13 protein-coding genes, 1 tRNA gene and 1 pseudogene are annotated in these 14,017 nt (G+C 55.2%); 9 read left to right on the forward strand and 6 right to left on the reverse strand.

Going from position 1 to position 14,017, the window contains the following annotated elements; translation table 11 throughout:
• Nucleotides 1–297: 297 nt before the first annotated feature.
• Nucleotides 298–2,082 carry an alpha-L-fucosidase gene (locus tag C5O24_RS06030; protein WP_133165478.1) on the reverse strand — a complete coding sequence of 595 codons (1,785 nt, stop codon included), beginning with the start codon at nt 2,080–2,082 and terminating at the stop codon, nt 298–300.
• Between the two features lie 12 nt (nt 2,083–2,094).
• Entirely contained in the window at nt 2,095–3,699 is a 1,605-nt protein-coding gene (locus C5O24_RS06035) for a sulfatase family protein (protein ID WP_107035564.1), read from the reverse strand.
• A 279-nt stretch (nt 3,700–3,978) separates the two neighbouring features.
• Here C5O24_RS06035 and C5O24_RS06040 point away from each other — a divergent pair.
• A pseudogene (locus C5O24_RS06040) lies at nt 3,979–4,440 on the forward strand (DUF362 domain-containing protein); the annotation flags it as partial.
• A gap of 129 nt (nt 4,441–4,569) precedes the next feature.
• Here the strand turns inward: C5O24_RS06040 and C5O24_RS06045 are convergent.
• Nucleotides 4,570–4,641: transfer RNA gene (locus C5O24_RS06045), tRNA-Arg, on the reverse strand.
• 227 nt (nt 4,642–4,868) lie between these two features.
• Here C5O24_RS06045 and C5O24_RS06055 point away from each other — a divergent pair.
• The 3 genes from C5O24_RS06055 (at nt 4,869) to C5O24_RS06065 (ending at nt 7,622) form a co-directional block, all read left to right on the forward strand.
• A complete protein-coding gene (locus C5O24_RS06055; protein ID WP_107035561.1) occupies nt 4,869–5,300 on the forward strand; it encodes a deoxycytidylate deaminase in 432 nt (143 codons plus the stop codon).
• Nucleotides 5,301–5,387: 87 nt separating this feature from the next.
• On the forward strand, nt 5,388–7,064 hold the full coding sequence (locus C5O24_RS06060) for a S41 family peptidase (RefSeq protein WP_107035560.1): 1,677 nt from the start codon (nt 5,388–5,390) through the stop codon (nt 7,062–7,064).
• A 6-nt stretch (nt 7,065–7,070) separates the two neighbouring features.
• Entirely contained in the window at nt 7,071–7,622 is a 552-nt protein-coding gene (locus tag C5O24_RS06065) for a 5-formyltetrahydrofolate cyclo-ligase (RefSeq protein WP_107035559.1), read from the forward strand.
• A gap of 57 nt (nt 7,623–7,679) precedes the next feature.
• On the opposite strand, the gene tilS is transcribed toward C5O24_RS06065, so the two are convergent.
• A complete protein-coding gene (tilS, locus tag C5O24_RS06070; protein WP_161553818.1) occupies nt 7,680–9,029 on the reverse strand; it encodes a tRNA lysidine(34) synthetase TilS in 1,350 nt (449 codons plus the stop codon).
• Nucleotides 9,030–9,157: 128 nt separating this feature from the next.
• Here tilS and pheS point away from each other — a divergent pair, with 128 nt between their 5' ends.
• Genes pheS through C5O24_RS06095 form a run of 5 tightly spaced genes read left to right on the forward strand, consistent with a single transcriptional unit; the run spans nt 9,158 to nt 13,023 of the window.
• Nucleotides 9,158–10,183, forward strand: coding sequence for a phenylalanine--tRNA ligase subunit alpha (pheS, locus tag C5O24_RS06075; RefSeq protein WP_107035557.1), 1,026 nt, complete (start codon nt 9,158–9,160; stop codon nt 10,181–10,183).
• A 9-nt stretch (nt 10,184–10,192) separates the two neighbouring features.
• Nucleotides 10,193–10,576, forward strand: a complete 384-nt coding sequence (locus tag C5O24_RS06080) for a fluoride efflux transporter FluC (RefSeq protein ID WP_161953394.1) — start codon at nt 10,193–10,195, stop codon at nt 10,574–10,576.
• On the forward strand, nt 10,573–11,217 hold the full coding sequence (gene nth / locus C5O24_RS06085) for an endonuclease III (protein ID WP_107035555.1): 645 nt from the start codon (nt 10,573–10,575) through the stop codon (nt 11,215–11,217). Before C5O24_RS06080 ends, nth begins: the two co-directional genes overlap by 4 nt.
• The gene (locus C5O24_RS06090) at nt 11,214–11,663 is read left to right on the forward strand and encodes a GtrA family protein (protein ID WP_161553819.1); all 450 of its coding nucleotides are present in this window, start codon (nt 11,214–11,216) and stop codon (nt 11,661–11,663) included. Before nth ends, C5O24_RS06090 begins: the two co-directional genes overlap by 4 nt.
• A 43-nt stretch (nt 11,664–11,706) precedes the next feature.
• A complete protein-coding gene (locus C5O24_RS06095) occupies nt 11,707–13,023 on the forward strand; it encodes a chloride channel protein (RefSeq protein WP_107035553.1) in 1,317 nt (438 codons plus the stop codon).
• Between the two features lie 23 nt (nt 13,024–13,046).
• Here C5O24_RS06095 and C5O24_RS06100 read toward each other — a convergent pair whose 3' ends face one another.
• Together C5O24_RS06100 and C5O24_RS06105 are read right to left on the reverse strand one after the other, a co-directional pair.
• Nucleotides 13,047–13,829, reverse strand: a complete 783-nt coding sequence (locus tag C5O24_RS06100; protein ID WP_107035552.1) for an ABC transporter ATP-binding protein — start codon at nt 13,827–13,829, stop codon at nt 13,047–13,049.
• Nucleotides 13,826–14,017, reverse strand: a 192-nt coding sequence (locus C5O24_RS06105; protein ID WP_161553820.1) for an ABC transporter permease, incomplete at its 5' end; no start/stop codon positions are given. The genes C5O24_RS06105 and C5O24_RS06100, both read right to left, overlap by 4 nt.

Below are 14,017 nucleotides of genomic sequence, written 5' to 3' on the forward strand. Positions count from 1 at the left end.
TAAAAAAAATAAAATTTTGATACCAGAATAACTCTTTGATATACAGACATGGAAAAATTACCCGATTCTCAATGAACCGGGTAAGGGAAGATATGCTATTTATTTTAGGTTAAATGAAAGAGCCGTGCATTATTTATGCTTCATTGAATCTCATTGGATCACACTGGCTATCGGCCTTGCTTATAAAACAGGCGGCGGCCGGGAGCACACATGCTCTCTGCCGCCGCCCCGTATATCAGCCGATGGTCACGCCCACGACGCTATCTCCGTCGGGCAGGCCATCGCTACACGTTGCGGTCATTTCACCGTCAGGATCTCAAGCTTGCCGGTGGCTTTAGGCTCGTCGTCGACGCTCACGATTCGCAGCCAGCGGGCTTTTACCGGAGAGGCGAACACCACACGCTGCGGTATGGGATTGTTGAAGACATTGCCGAACTCGCCGGTGGTCTTAACCCGTTTCCAGGCGGTGCCGTCGGTGCTTACCTCGGCCACATATTTGAACACCGGGACCTGGCCCTTTGAAGGCTCATAGATAAATCCTGCGACCATGGCTTCGCGTCCGGCATCGCTGACGAGAGCCGCACCGTCGGCCTTGGATTTGCCGACAACGTTGAACTCGGTTTCCTGGGCGGCCAGATCATCAGGCTTGATCACGTAGTAAGCCTTGAGGGGGCGTACATGCGGAGTGTTGCGGGTCGACGTGACTCTGATCCTGAGGCTGTCGGCCACAACATCGTCGTCCGTCATCAGTATGCGCTTGTTGCCGATGGTCGTACCCTCGGCCACCTGATTCCATGCGCCGTCAGACCAAGCCTCTACAACAAACGTCTCCACTCTCTGTCCCTTGCGGATATCCTCCGAAAGCACCACGGCATTGACTTTGGACTGCGGACGCAGAGCCGCCGACATCGACGCGGAGTCGGCTGAAGCCACGAGATCGTCAGAGAAGTTGGCGTCGATCCACTGGCGGAATTCCTTGAGACGCGCCACATCGGCGTCGGCTATCAGACCGCGACGATCGGGAGGAATATTGAGCAGCAGCACAGAGTTGCGTCCCACCGACGAGAGATATATGTCGGCCATGTGCGCCAGGCTTTTCGGCTGCTGTGAGTCGTGGTAGAACCATCCCGGACGGATCGACACATCGACCTCCGACGGCCACCAGCGCACCTCTTTTGCATTGGCAAGCATCTCACGGTCGCCGATATTCTTGGCCATGGCATTTATGCCGAGCGAATCGTTATAGGCTTCTGATTCGGGGAAGATCGAGGGCATCAGCGGGGTGACGCTCCACTCGGTTTCGCGGCCTACGCCACCTTCGTTGCCGACCCAGCGCACATCATCGCCGGTGATTGCAAGCACAGCTTCGGGCTGAAGCTCCTCCATCACCTTACGGAAACGGGGCCAGTCATAAACCTGCTTCTTGCCGTTGGGACCTTCTCCGCAAGCGCCGTCAAACCACACTTCGTCAATCTTGCCGTAGTTGGTCAGCAACTCGGTGAGCTGTGCTACAAACTGGTCGTTGTAGGCTTCAGAATCGCCGTATTTAGGCGAATTTCTGTCCCACGGCGAAAGATATATACCCAGCTTCATGCCATACTTGTCGCAGGCATCGCGAAGTTCTCTTACTACGTCGCCCTTGCCATCCTTCCACGGCGAGCTGGCCACGGAGTGATCAGTGGTCTGTGTAGGCCACAGACAGAATCCATCATGATGTTTGGCGGTGAGTATCACCAGTTTGAAACCTGCATCCTTAAGGGTTTTCACCCACTGTTCGGCGTCAAGCTCCGAAGGGTTGAACAGCGCCGGATCCTCCATGCCGTCGCCCCATTCGCGATCGGTAAAGGTGTTGATGCCGAAATGCAGGAATGCGGTGAGCTCCAGATCCTGCCATGCCAGCTGGTTGGCTGTGGGCACTGTACGTGAAGCTATGTCGACGCGTTCGTCGAGCGTAGCTTCGGTAGGCAGCGGCGCTACCTTCTCATAATACTTCTCTTTTGCGGCGGGCGAACACTGTATCATTACAGCCATCGATGCCGCGCCGAGCAATCCCGCGAGGGATTTTCTTGCGAATCCGTTCATGATCATTATATTTTATTTTATAGGATATTTTTCACGTATCGGGTCGTCATACTGCTCCTGGGCCGCCTTGAGCTTCTGCATCATGCGGGCAGTGATCTCTTCGGTTCCCGGCTTGCCGTAGATGTTGTGCATTTCGTTGGGATCCTCCTTCAGATCATAAAGCTCCCACTGGTCGATGTCGTTGTAGAAGTGCATCAGTTTGTAGCGGTCGTCGCGCACTCCGTAGTGACGTTTCACCATGTGTTCGGCCGGATATTCGTGGTAATGGTAATAGAGATTGTCGCGCCACTTTTCAGGACCGTTCTTGTCGCGGAGCAACGGCATCAGCGACATTCCCTGCATATCTTCGGGCACCTCGATGCCGGCCAATTCGAGGAATGTAGGCGCGTAGTCAATATTCTGTACCATTTCGGGGATATCACCGCGACGTTCGAGTCCCTTGGGGAGCAGCATCACCAGCGGGGTGCGCATCGACTCCTCATACATGAACCGCTTGTCGAACCATCCGTGCTCGCCCATGTAGAAACCCTGGTCGGAGGTGTAGACCACCAGGGTATTGTCGAGCATATCGTGCTCTTCAAGATAGTCGAGCACCCGGCCGACATTGTCGTCGAGGCTCTTCACCACCTTCATGTAATCGCGCATATATCTCTGGAACTTCCATTCGGCAAGATCCTTGCCCGTGAGATTCTTCTTGTAGAAATCGTCGATTATGGGCTGATAGTGGGCGTCGAATGCCGCGCGCTGCGCACTGTCCATACGTCCGATTATCGAGAGATACGTGCTCTTCAGACGTGTGTCAACGGTGTCGTTGAGCATCTTGAGATCATATATTATGTCCAGATCCTTGTCGATCGACATCTCCTGCGCGGCCGCGGCGGGACGTCCGGCATAATCGTCATAGAACGTTTCAGGCACCGGGAAATCGGTATCCTCAAACAGATCCAGATCGCATGTATCGGCTATCCAGTCGCGGTGTATAGCCTTGTGATGGATGATCAGAGCGAACGGCTTGCTCTTGTCTCTTTCGTTCTCTAACCAGTCAAGGCTCTTGTCGGTGATAATCGAAGTCAGATAGCCATGCTCCACCACAGTGTCTCCCTCCTGACGGATGAACCGTGGATTGTAGTAGTCGCCCTGTCCCGGCAGAATTTCCCATCGGTCAAATCCTGTAGGGAGCGTTTCAAGATGCCATTTCCCGAAAATCGCGGTCTGGTATCCGGCTTTCTGGAGATACTTCGGGAACGTAGGCTGCTCACCATCGAACACGCTCATCTCGTTGCTCAGGAATCCGTTTTTGTGGCTGTGTTTGCCGGTGAGCATACAAGCCCTTGACGGGCCGCTGAGCGAGTTGGCCACAAAACTGTTTGTAAACCTTACTCCGTCGCGCGCTATGCGGTCGAGGTTGGGTGTGCTGATATAGCGGGTGTCATAACAGCTCATCATCTGGGCTGTATGGTCGTCCGTCATTATATAAACGATATTGAGGGGTTTCCGCTCGTTATCTCCCGGATTTTTCTGAGAGCTGCATGAGGTCGAAGACACCGCCAGCGCGGCCGGAGCCGCCACAGCCAGTCCACGCAGCAGCAACGATGCCGTGTCGCAATGATTGGTCATTGATTATCGGTTTAAGGTTGATTGAATTATAGTTAAGGTTGATTGAATTTATAATCTCAATGAGTCATTTACGATCGCAAAGCGACCATACTTTGTGCAAATATACGCACAAATCGCGTAATATCGGCACTTACATGATACAAAAGACCACCTCTATCCCTAAACAATACTTGAAACAATACTTGCGACGACTCCGGGAAACCATTATTCCCAACGACATCGAGGCCATTTCATGATCAGACTAACCATAATAACGGTTTTTATTACCATTTTTACGGACACCAGACCTCGTCTGCACGAAATTGGCTAATTTTAGGCATAGCATCGGCCGACGGCAAAGCCTGGGTACACACAGCCGGCAAAACCACTAATCCGGCCGAACTTTGGAACCACATCCCGGCCGACTCCATATTCCAGGAATCAATGGCCGAAGCCTGCGAGGCCATCATAAACCATATCGGCGACAAAGTGGTCTACATCAACGTGGACAACAATCTGTCGATCGATTGCGACTGCAACGGCAACCCGGATCCGGCCGAACTCGCCGATCTCGGCATATTCGCCTCGCTCGACCCCGTAGCTGTCGACCGCGCATGCGTCGATGCCGTACGCCAGTCGCCCGACCATGGAAAACAGCATCTCATAGAGCGTATCGAAGCACGCCGCGCACCGCATCTGCTCGACTATGCCGAACAGCTCGGTCTTGGCAAGCAGCGTTATAACCTCGTCGAGATAAAGTAAACACATTCCAACCAAGCCACATTGACTTTTTTAGAGGGGAAAGGGGGCTTAAGATCTAATACATACCAACATAACACAACAACTGCGGTCCGCACGCTCGACGTACGGACCGCAGCCATTTTTCATCGGTAGCTCCGAGGGGAATCGAACCCCTATCTAAGGTTTAGGAAACCTCTATTCTATCCGTTGAACTACAGAGCCGCAATTGCGACTGCGAAGTTACTATTTTTTTGCCAAACCGCCAAGTCCTCGAGAATCATTAACCAAACCGCCGACCGATCGCTCCAGTCCCCGCATGAATCTGACAAGGCTCCCCATGCACCGATCCGGTGCAATGCCCCGGCCCGCATTTTCTCCATCTTTTTGCTCCGTAACATCTGTATTTCCATAATTTTTAGCTAACTTTGCGCATCTTTACGTGTGTCGTCATGGAACAGAACACTAAACGCGCGCTATTGGACCGTCGCTACCTACGAATGGCTCTCATCTGGGCCGAAAACTCCTACTGCAAACGCCGTCAGGTGGGAGCGTTGCTGGTGCGCGACGGCACCATCATCTCCGACGGATTCAACGGCACTCCCGCCGGGTTTGAGAACGTATGCGAGGACACCGGCGGATCGACCAAACCCTACGTGCTGCACGCCGAAGCCAACGCCATCACAAAAATAGCCCGGAGCAACAATTCGAGTGAAGGATCCACACTCTACGTCACGGCATCGCCCTGCCTTGAATGCTCCAAGCTGATCATACAGAGCGGCATCAGAAGAGTCGTGTTCCATGAGCTTTACCGGCTCGCCGACGGCCTTGAGCTGCTTGAAAGAGCCGGAGTGGAGTGCGTCCACATAGAGCATCTCGACTGACCAGCAACTCCGCACACACGACACAACCCCGAAATAAACCGATCAACCAGACACAGACATCCAAAAGAGGAAGGACAGCAAAACGATATGAACCAGAAATTGAAAAGCACCGCCGTATGGGCACCGCTTGTCATTGCAGTCACATTCATAACCGGCATGATCGCCGGCAACTATTTTTCACATCGTCAGGCCGGAGGGTCGGTAGAACGGAAAATCAGCGATATCATCACGCTCATACAGTCAGACTATGTCGACGCTGTGGACACTGACAGTCTGCTGGAGAAGACTATTCCCGACCTTCTGTCGAAACTCGATCCGCACACCGTCTACATCCCCGCTTCCGAACTAACTTCGACCAACGAAGTTCTCGAGGGGTCATTCGGCGGCATCGGAGTTGTATTCAACATGATGACCGACACAGCCACAGTGGTGGAAGTCGTCTCCGGCGGCCCGGCCGAAAAAGTGGGAATGCTTGCCGGCGACCGAATATTAACCGTCAACGACACCCTCGTGGCCGGCGTCAAATACAACATGGACAAGCTCCGCTCCCGGCTCAAAGGTCCCAAAGGAACTGTCGTAAGACTCGGAGTGAAACGCGCCTCGGCGCCGAATATGCTCACGTTTGACGTGACCAGAGGCGACATCCCTGTCACATCGATCGATGCCGCCTATCTAATCACGCCGACCACAGGCTATGTGCGCATCAACAAATTCGGACGCAACACCTACATGGAGTTTCTCAACTCTATGATCGACCTGCGCTCCAAAGGCGCCGAAAGCTACATACTCGACCTGCGCGACAACACCGGAGGATTTCTGGAACCGGCGGTGCTTATGGCCAACGAGTTTCTGTCGGCCGGACGGCCCATCGTCTCCACCCGCGGACGCATACCATCGATGGACCAGCAGATGGGCAGTGACGGCACCGGAGCGTTTCAGGATGCCGCGCTGGCTGTCATAATCAACGAAGGATCGGCCAGCGCGAGCGAGATCTTCGCCGGAGCGATCCAGGACAATGACCGCGGCGTGCTCATCGGACGTCGGTCATTCGGCAAAGGACTCGTCCAAAACCAGATAGAGCTGCCCGACAGCAGCGCGATACGCCTCACCGTAGCGCGATACTACACCCCTTCGGGACGATGCATACAGAAAGCCTACACCCCCGGTTCCACACAAGCCTATGAGATGGAAGTCTACGACCGCTTCCTTCATGGCGAAGACTTCAACGCCGACTCCGCGAAAATCGACAAAACGCACGAATTCACCACGCTCGGCGGACGCACAGTGTATGGCGGCGGAGGCATAATGCCCGACGTCTATGTAGGGCGCGACACCACCGGAGTGACATCCTACTACGTCAACGCGTTCAACGCCGGAATGCTCCACAACTTCGCCTTCAACTTCGCCGACAACAACCGCACGATGCTCGAACAGGCTAAAACCACCGGCGAGCTGCTTGCCATGCTCCCTCCCGACGACACACTTCTGACAAGCTTCGTCGGCTACGCACAGCAGAAAGCAGGGATAGCACCACGATGGTATTACATAAACATTTCGCGCCAGCTGATTGTTAACCAACTGAAATCGCTCATCGCAAGCGACATTCTCGGACAAGCGGCACTTTTCGAGGTCAACAACATGACCGATCCGTCAGTGGCACGCGCCATTGACGAATTGAAAACCGGACCGCAGCTCACACCAGCAGCCGAGACCGCCGACGATGGCACCACCTACATCAACGACGACAATTCAGCTACAGACTGACGCAAAATGAAAAAGGATGACATCCGCCGCACGGTCAGAGCACGCAAGAGCCTGCTGACCGAAAACGAAAAGGCCGAAGCCGCGCAGAGCGTGTTCGACCGGCTCGAACAGATGGCCGCCTTCATGATGGCCGACAGGATACTGATGTATCACTCGCTCCCCGACGAACTGTCGACACGCGACTTCCTCGGCAAATGGAGCGGACGCAAACACTTCTTCCTGCCACGCGTCAACGGCGTAAACCTCGACATCCTTCCTTACGAACAGACCAGACTCCACCTCGGGGCTTTCGAGATCGAGGAACCCGACGGCAATGACCTGACCGACATTGCCGACATAGAGCTTATCATCGTGCCGGCTGTGGCCTACGACCGCCACGGCAACCGCGTAGGGCGCGGAAAAGGATACTACGACCGGATGCTTGCCGGCTCACGGGCTACGAAAGTAGGAGTGGGCTACGACTTTCAGCTTATTGATGACGCTATCGACACCGACAGCCACGACGTGCCGGTCGACATCGTCATCACACAGAGCCACACCGTCATCAGGCGTCGATGACAAACACGCCGCCCGCCATCCCAGCAAACCGCGTCATGCCTTATCTATCCCCCTGTATTAACAAATTTTACCGGAAGGGGTTTTGACGCGGCAAAGACGGCACACCACCACACTGCTCGTGGAAGGACCGACCGTAAGCAGCCGGCTGCGTTTCACGCCAGGCACCCACAGCACCTCCCCGTCCTTGACCGCAAGAGGCAACGCCCTCTTCACATCGGCCGGAGTCTTGGCATCGTTGAACACATCGCTCAACTTCTTTCGGCCACGCATTCCGAGCGGACTGATAGTGTCGCCCTGACGCCACGGACGCCACTCCACCTCCCGGCCGGCAAACCACCCTTCGGCGTCGAAATAGGCCACATCGTTGCTCCGCTCCATCACCAGATCTGCCGCATCGATCCGCTCGACCGTCACCTCATAGGCAAAGGCCACATCATCACCGGCTATCGGACACAACATCCCGCGATCGAGCAGATAACAGCTCCCGCCGGCGTTGAAACGCCGCCCCGACTGCCGGCTCTCCACGCACTGCAATATGTCATCGACCTGTTCGGCCGAGAAACCACGCTTCGACAGCAATGACAGCAGAACGAAGCGCGCTGAAAGCAGATCGGCCGACAGTGCGGCGACATCTGTCACGCCATCCCTGCAATAACGCCGCTCAAGTCGGTCAGTCATCTCCACGACAAACCCATAGGCCTCTCCAAGATGACTCACTGACGCGGCTACCGCCGCATCCGCTCCCGGAAAATCAGCTCGGATAGCCGGCAGAACACGATTGCGCACACGATTGCGAGTGTAGTCACAGCCAAGATTGGTCGAATCGACCACAAACCCGACACCGAGAGCACCAAGATACCTCTCGGTCATATCCCTTGTCACCCCGAGAAACGGCCTGACAAGCCTCACCGACGGATCGCCTGGCAACGGAGCGACAGGGAGCATCCCTTTCAGTCCGGCGATCCCGGCCGACCGCATAAGATTGAGAAAAAACGTTTCCACATTGTCATCGCGATGATGGGCTACGGCTACAGCTGAAGCTCCGGCAATATGCGCACGTTCAGCGAACAGCGCATAACGCAGTCTGCGGCATGTCATCTCGACCGACTCACCCGGCAACGCCTCCTCACCGACATCGAGGCCGCACACCGTCAGACGAACGCCCAGTCCGCCGCACAGCCTCCTGACATAAGCCTCGTCGGAATCCGATTCCGCGCCACGCAGATGATAGTTGCAGTGCAACGCCTCAATATCGTAGCCGAGACGTCGCAGCGCCACCGTCAGCGCCACCGAATCGGCGCCACCGCTAAGCCCCACCACTATGCGCCCGGCATCGCCGGGAGCTCCGAGGAGCGACTTCACCCCGGCTTCAACTCTCTCCGTCACATTAGAATCATTCGGTGTCATCAACATGCTAATATTTCGAGTCAAACAACGATCTGCGGTTTCTTGACATTGCCACATATTTCAGCAAAAATAGGTAGAATCCGCGAAATTCTATGTAAATTTGCACTTAATTTAGACAATAATCCACGATGATTGAAAAAATAGAGAATCTGCGGGCTGAAATAGCATCCCTGAAAGCCACCTCGCCACAGGAGGCGGAGCAGCTGCGCATACGCTACCTCAGCAAGAAGGGAGCCGTCACATCCCTGTTCAACGACTTCAAGGCTCTCTCACCTGAACAGAAACGCGAACTCGGACAGAAACTCAACGAACTCAAGAACTTCGCCACCGAAACCATCACCGCTCTGCGCGACGCCGCAGCCGCCGGCGAAAACAGTCAGTCCGACGATGACATGGATCTTTTCCGCACAGCCGCACCGATGCCGCTCGGCACACGCCATCCGCTGTCGCTCGTGCGCGAGGAGATCATATCGATCTTCGCCCGTCTGGGATTCACCATAGCCGAAGGCCCCGAGATCGAGGATGACTGGCACGTGTTCTCTTCGCTCAACTTCGCGGATGATCATCCTGCGCGCGACATGCAGGACACATTTTTCATCAACCGGAATCCCGACGTGCTGCTCCGCACCCACACATCATCGGTGCAGAGCCGCGTGATGGAGCACTCCGAGCCTCCGATCCGCATCATCTGCCCCGGACGCGTCTACCGCAACGAAGCCATATCGGCACGCGCCCACTGCTTCTTCCATCAGGTCGAGGCACTCTACGTTGACCGTCATGTGACATTCGCCGATCTGCGGCAGACACTGCTCTACTTCGCACGCGAGATGTTTGGCAACGACACCCGCATACGCCTTCGTCCCAGCTACTTCCCGTTCACCGAACCGTCGGCCGAAATGGATATTTCCTGCAACCTCTGTGGCGGCAAGGGATGCTCTTTCTGCAAAGGCACCGGATGGGTGGAGATACTTGGCTGCGGCATGGTGGATCCCAACGTACTCGACGCCTGCGGCATCGATTCCAAGGAATATAGCGGATTCGCTCTCGGCATGGGTATAGAGCGCATCACCAACCTGAAATATCAGGTGAAGGATCTGCGCATGTTCTCCGAGAACGACCGCCGTTTCCTCGAAGAATTCACATCCGCACGCTGACCGATGGCAATGCCGGCTCTGCTTGCCGAAGGCCTTTGCGTGGCCGCCGGCGGAGCGATCGGATCGCTTGGGCGGTGGGGACTGATGGCCACCGGATGGTTTGACTCCAGCCGGATATGGCATACCGTCACCGTAAACCTGATCGGCGCATTCTTGATCGGCGCGTTGTGGCAGATCTGTTCTTCCACTACCGTCACGCGCCACATACAGCCGTTTCTATTCACCGGCATTTTAGGCGGTTTCACGACATTTTCCACTCTGGCTCTCGATACCACCCGCCTGCTGTCGGCAGGCGACGCTCTGCGCGCGGCCATATATCTTGCCATCTCCTTGGCCGGAGGCATCGCCGCATGCATCATTGGCATCTGGGCTGCTAAAACGATACTGACATGACAGTCAAAGAGCGCTACGACGGGATCATCGGATGGTTCAGAAACGAGATGCCTGAACCGAAGACGGAGCTGCACTACGAGACTCCGTTCCAGCTACTCGTAGCTGTCATTCTGTCGGCGCAATGCACCGACAAACGTGTAAACATCGTCACACCTCCGCTGTTCGAGGCATTCCCCACTGCCAAAGCCATGGCCCGGGCCACAGAGGACACACTCTTTCCATACGTCAGATCGGTGTCATACCCCAACAACAAGACCCGTTCGCTTCTCGGCATGGCCCGGCGGCTCACCGAGGAGTTCGGCGGCGAAGTGCCGGCCGACATCGACGCATTGCTGTCGCTGCCCGGAGTGGGCCGCAAGACAGCCAACGTCATCCTGTCTGTAGTGTTCGGCAAATCGGCCATGGCGGTCGACACCCACGTATTCAGAGTCAGCGAACGCATCGGACTCACCACCGGAAGCAAATCGCCGCTTGCCACGGAGCAATGTCTTGTGAAGCATATACCGGCCGATCTGATCGGCAAGGCACACCACTGGCTCATACTCCATGGCCGCTACGTGTGCAAGGCACGTCGTCCCCTCTGCCTTGAATGCGGCATCAGGGAATGGTGTCGGCATTGGTCGAAAAACAGAGAATCATGAATTCCCGACAGTCGCGACGCACCGCCACACTGCAGTTTTTGCGCTATGCCCTCACCGGCGTGATGAACACCCTGCTCACCCTGCTCGTGATCTACTTCACCAAAGGCATACTGGGCATAAACCCATGGATAGCCAATGCGGCAGGCTACGGAGCCGGATTTGTCAACTCTTTTGTATGGAACAAATTCTGGGTGTTCCGCTCCAACAACGGAGTCATGCGCGAAGCGATCCGTTTCTGCCTGTGCTTCGCGGCCTGCTATCTGCTTCAGCTACTGACCGTATGGCTGATCAACGAGTGCACCCCACTGGGTGATATGGAGTTCAGAATCTGGCGCATAGCATTTACCGGCTACGGACTGGCCACTCTGATAGGCATGATTGTCTACACACTTGCCAATTTCATACTCAACAGGCGTTTCACATTCAAAACCAAGCTGCATCGTTAGGCGTTAGAGTCATATATTGAACGAGAAAACTCGACCGTCAACGATGATCTCACACACACCACCCGGATTTGTCAGATGGGTCAAGGCGCGCATAAGCCCTACCCCGCTGATCTTCATCCTTGCCTTCATCACAGGGCTTGGCGCCGGCGCGTGCGCCTATGCGCTCAAAGAGATGATCAGGCATATCTCGAAGTGGCTCACCGCAGGCCTCGACAGTTCGTGGCCCGACTGGATGCTTGTGGCTCTGCCCGTGGCAGGCATTGTGCTGACCGGCATATTCGTGCGCTACATACTTCGGCACGACATAACCCACGGTGTGAGCCGCATCATAGGCCGACTGCGCAACAAGGACTACACCATGCGCACATCGTCGATATGGAGCCCTATGATAGCAAGCACCATCACGCTCGGATTCGGAGGCTCGGCCGGAGCCGAAGGCCCGATAGCCTACGTAGGCGCCGGCATCGGAAGCAATCTCGCACGCTGGATGCAGCTCACACCCGACCAAATGAAAATATTACTTGGCTGCGGAGCCGCCGCCGGCATAGCCGGAATATTCAAGTCGCCGGTGGGAGGGTTTCTTTTCACGCTCGAAGTGCTGCGCATGGAGCTGGTTACCATATCGGTGATGGGCGTACTGACAGCCACCATTACAGCCGCCACCACGGCCTATATGCTGTCGGGGTTCACGCCCGACATTGCGTTTGCGCCCGCATCGTCATTTGATCCGGCCATGACAGGATGGTTTCTCGCTTTAGGAGTGTTCATCGGATTGTACGCGCTCTACTACTCATCGATGATGACGGTCATGCAGCGGCTATACAACTCTATCTCAAATCCATGGCTCCGCAATCTTTCGGGCGGACTCATACTCGCCGTGGCTCTGATGATGTTTCCGGCTCTATACGGCGAGGGTTATACGGTGATCACCTCACTGCTTGCCGGCGACGCATCGCCACTCCTCAAGGGGAGCGTGCTCCAATCGGGCGGAATGCCGATGGCGCTGACCGCTGCAGCGGCACTCATCGTAGCCATAAAGACTTTCGCCACTTCGGCCTCCAACAGTGCGGGCGGAGTGGCCGGCGATTTTGCTCCGACGCTTTTTGCCGGAGCTGTCGGTGGATTACTGTTCGCCAGTCTTGTAAGGATCGTGACAGGAGTGGAACTCCCGGCGGGGCAAATGGTCTATGCCGGAATGGCAGGAATGATGGCAGGAGCTGTACGCGCGCCCCTTATGGCTCTGTTTCTGACAGTGGAGATGACCGGCCGCTATGAATTTTTCTTCCCGCTGCTGGTAGCCACAGCCGTAAGTTTCGGCATCGTGCGGCTGCGCAATCTGCGCAGTTTCATTATCGCCTGAACGTCACTTCCCCACACATCCGGTCAATCACGCGGACTCGGATGCTCGTGGCTGACCACATACTGCCTGACACGCTGAAAAAGGTCAGTAGCAAACACAAAGTCGTTGAGCGCTTCGTTTTCAGTGCGATATATCTCTTTCATATTGCCCACCCACTCACGGTGGCCTTTGTTGATGAAAACGATGTTCTCGCCGATGCCGAGCACCGAGTTCATGTCATGGGTATTAATTATCGTGGTGATATTATACTCGTGGGTGATATCGCTCAGAAGCTCGTCGATGAGGATTGATGTCTTCGGATCAAGTCCGGAGTTGGGTTCGTCGCAAAACAGATATCTCGGATTGAGGGCTATGGCTCTGGCTATCGCCACACGCTTCTGCATACCGCCTGATATCTCCGACGGATACTTGGCATCGGCTCCCTTCAGATTGACGCGATCGATACAGAAATGCGCGCGTTCGAGCTGCTGCTCGTGGCTCATGTCGGTAAACATCATCAAAGGGAACATGACGTTGCCGAGCACCGTTTCAGAGTCGAAAAGCGCCGATCCCTGAAACAGCATGCCTATCTCCTTACGCAGTTCCTTCACCTGGTCGTGGGTCATCTGCATTACGTCGCGTCCATCGTAAAGTATCTCGCCCTTTTCCGGATGCAGCAGTCCGACGATCGACTTAATCAGCACCGTCTTTCCTGATCCGCTCTGACCTATAATGAGATTGGTCTTGCCGGTTTCGAAAGTGCAGCTCACGTCATGGAGCACTGTTTTGTCGTCAAACGACTTGGTGACGTTCTTTACTTCAATCATTGCAGCAGGAGTTTGGTCAGTACCACATCAAGCAGCAATATAAGGATGCTGCTTGTCACGACGGCGTTGGTGCTCGCCTTGCCCACTTCGAGGGCGCCACCCTTGACATAATAGCCGAAATACGATGACACCGAGGCTATGACATAGGCGAAAAAGAGCGACTTGATAAAGCCATACCACACGTACCA

This window comes from Paramuribaculum intestinale (assembly GCF_003024925.1).
In the GTDB taxonomy this organism is placed as follows: domain Bacteria; phylum Bacteroidota; class Bacteroidia; order Bacteroidales; family Muribaculaceae; genus Paramuribaculum; species Paramuribaculum intestinale.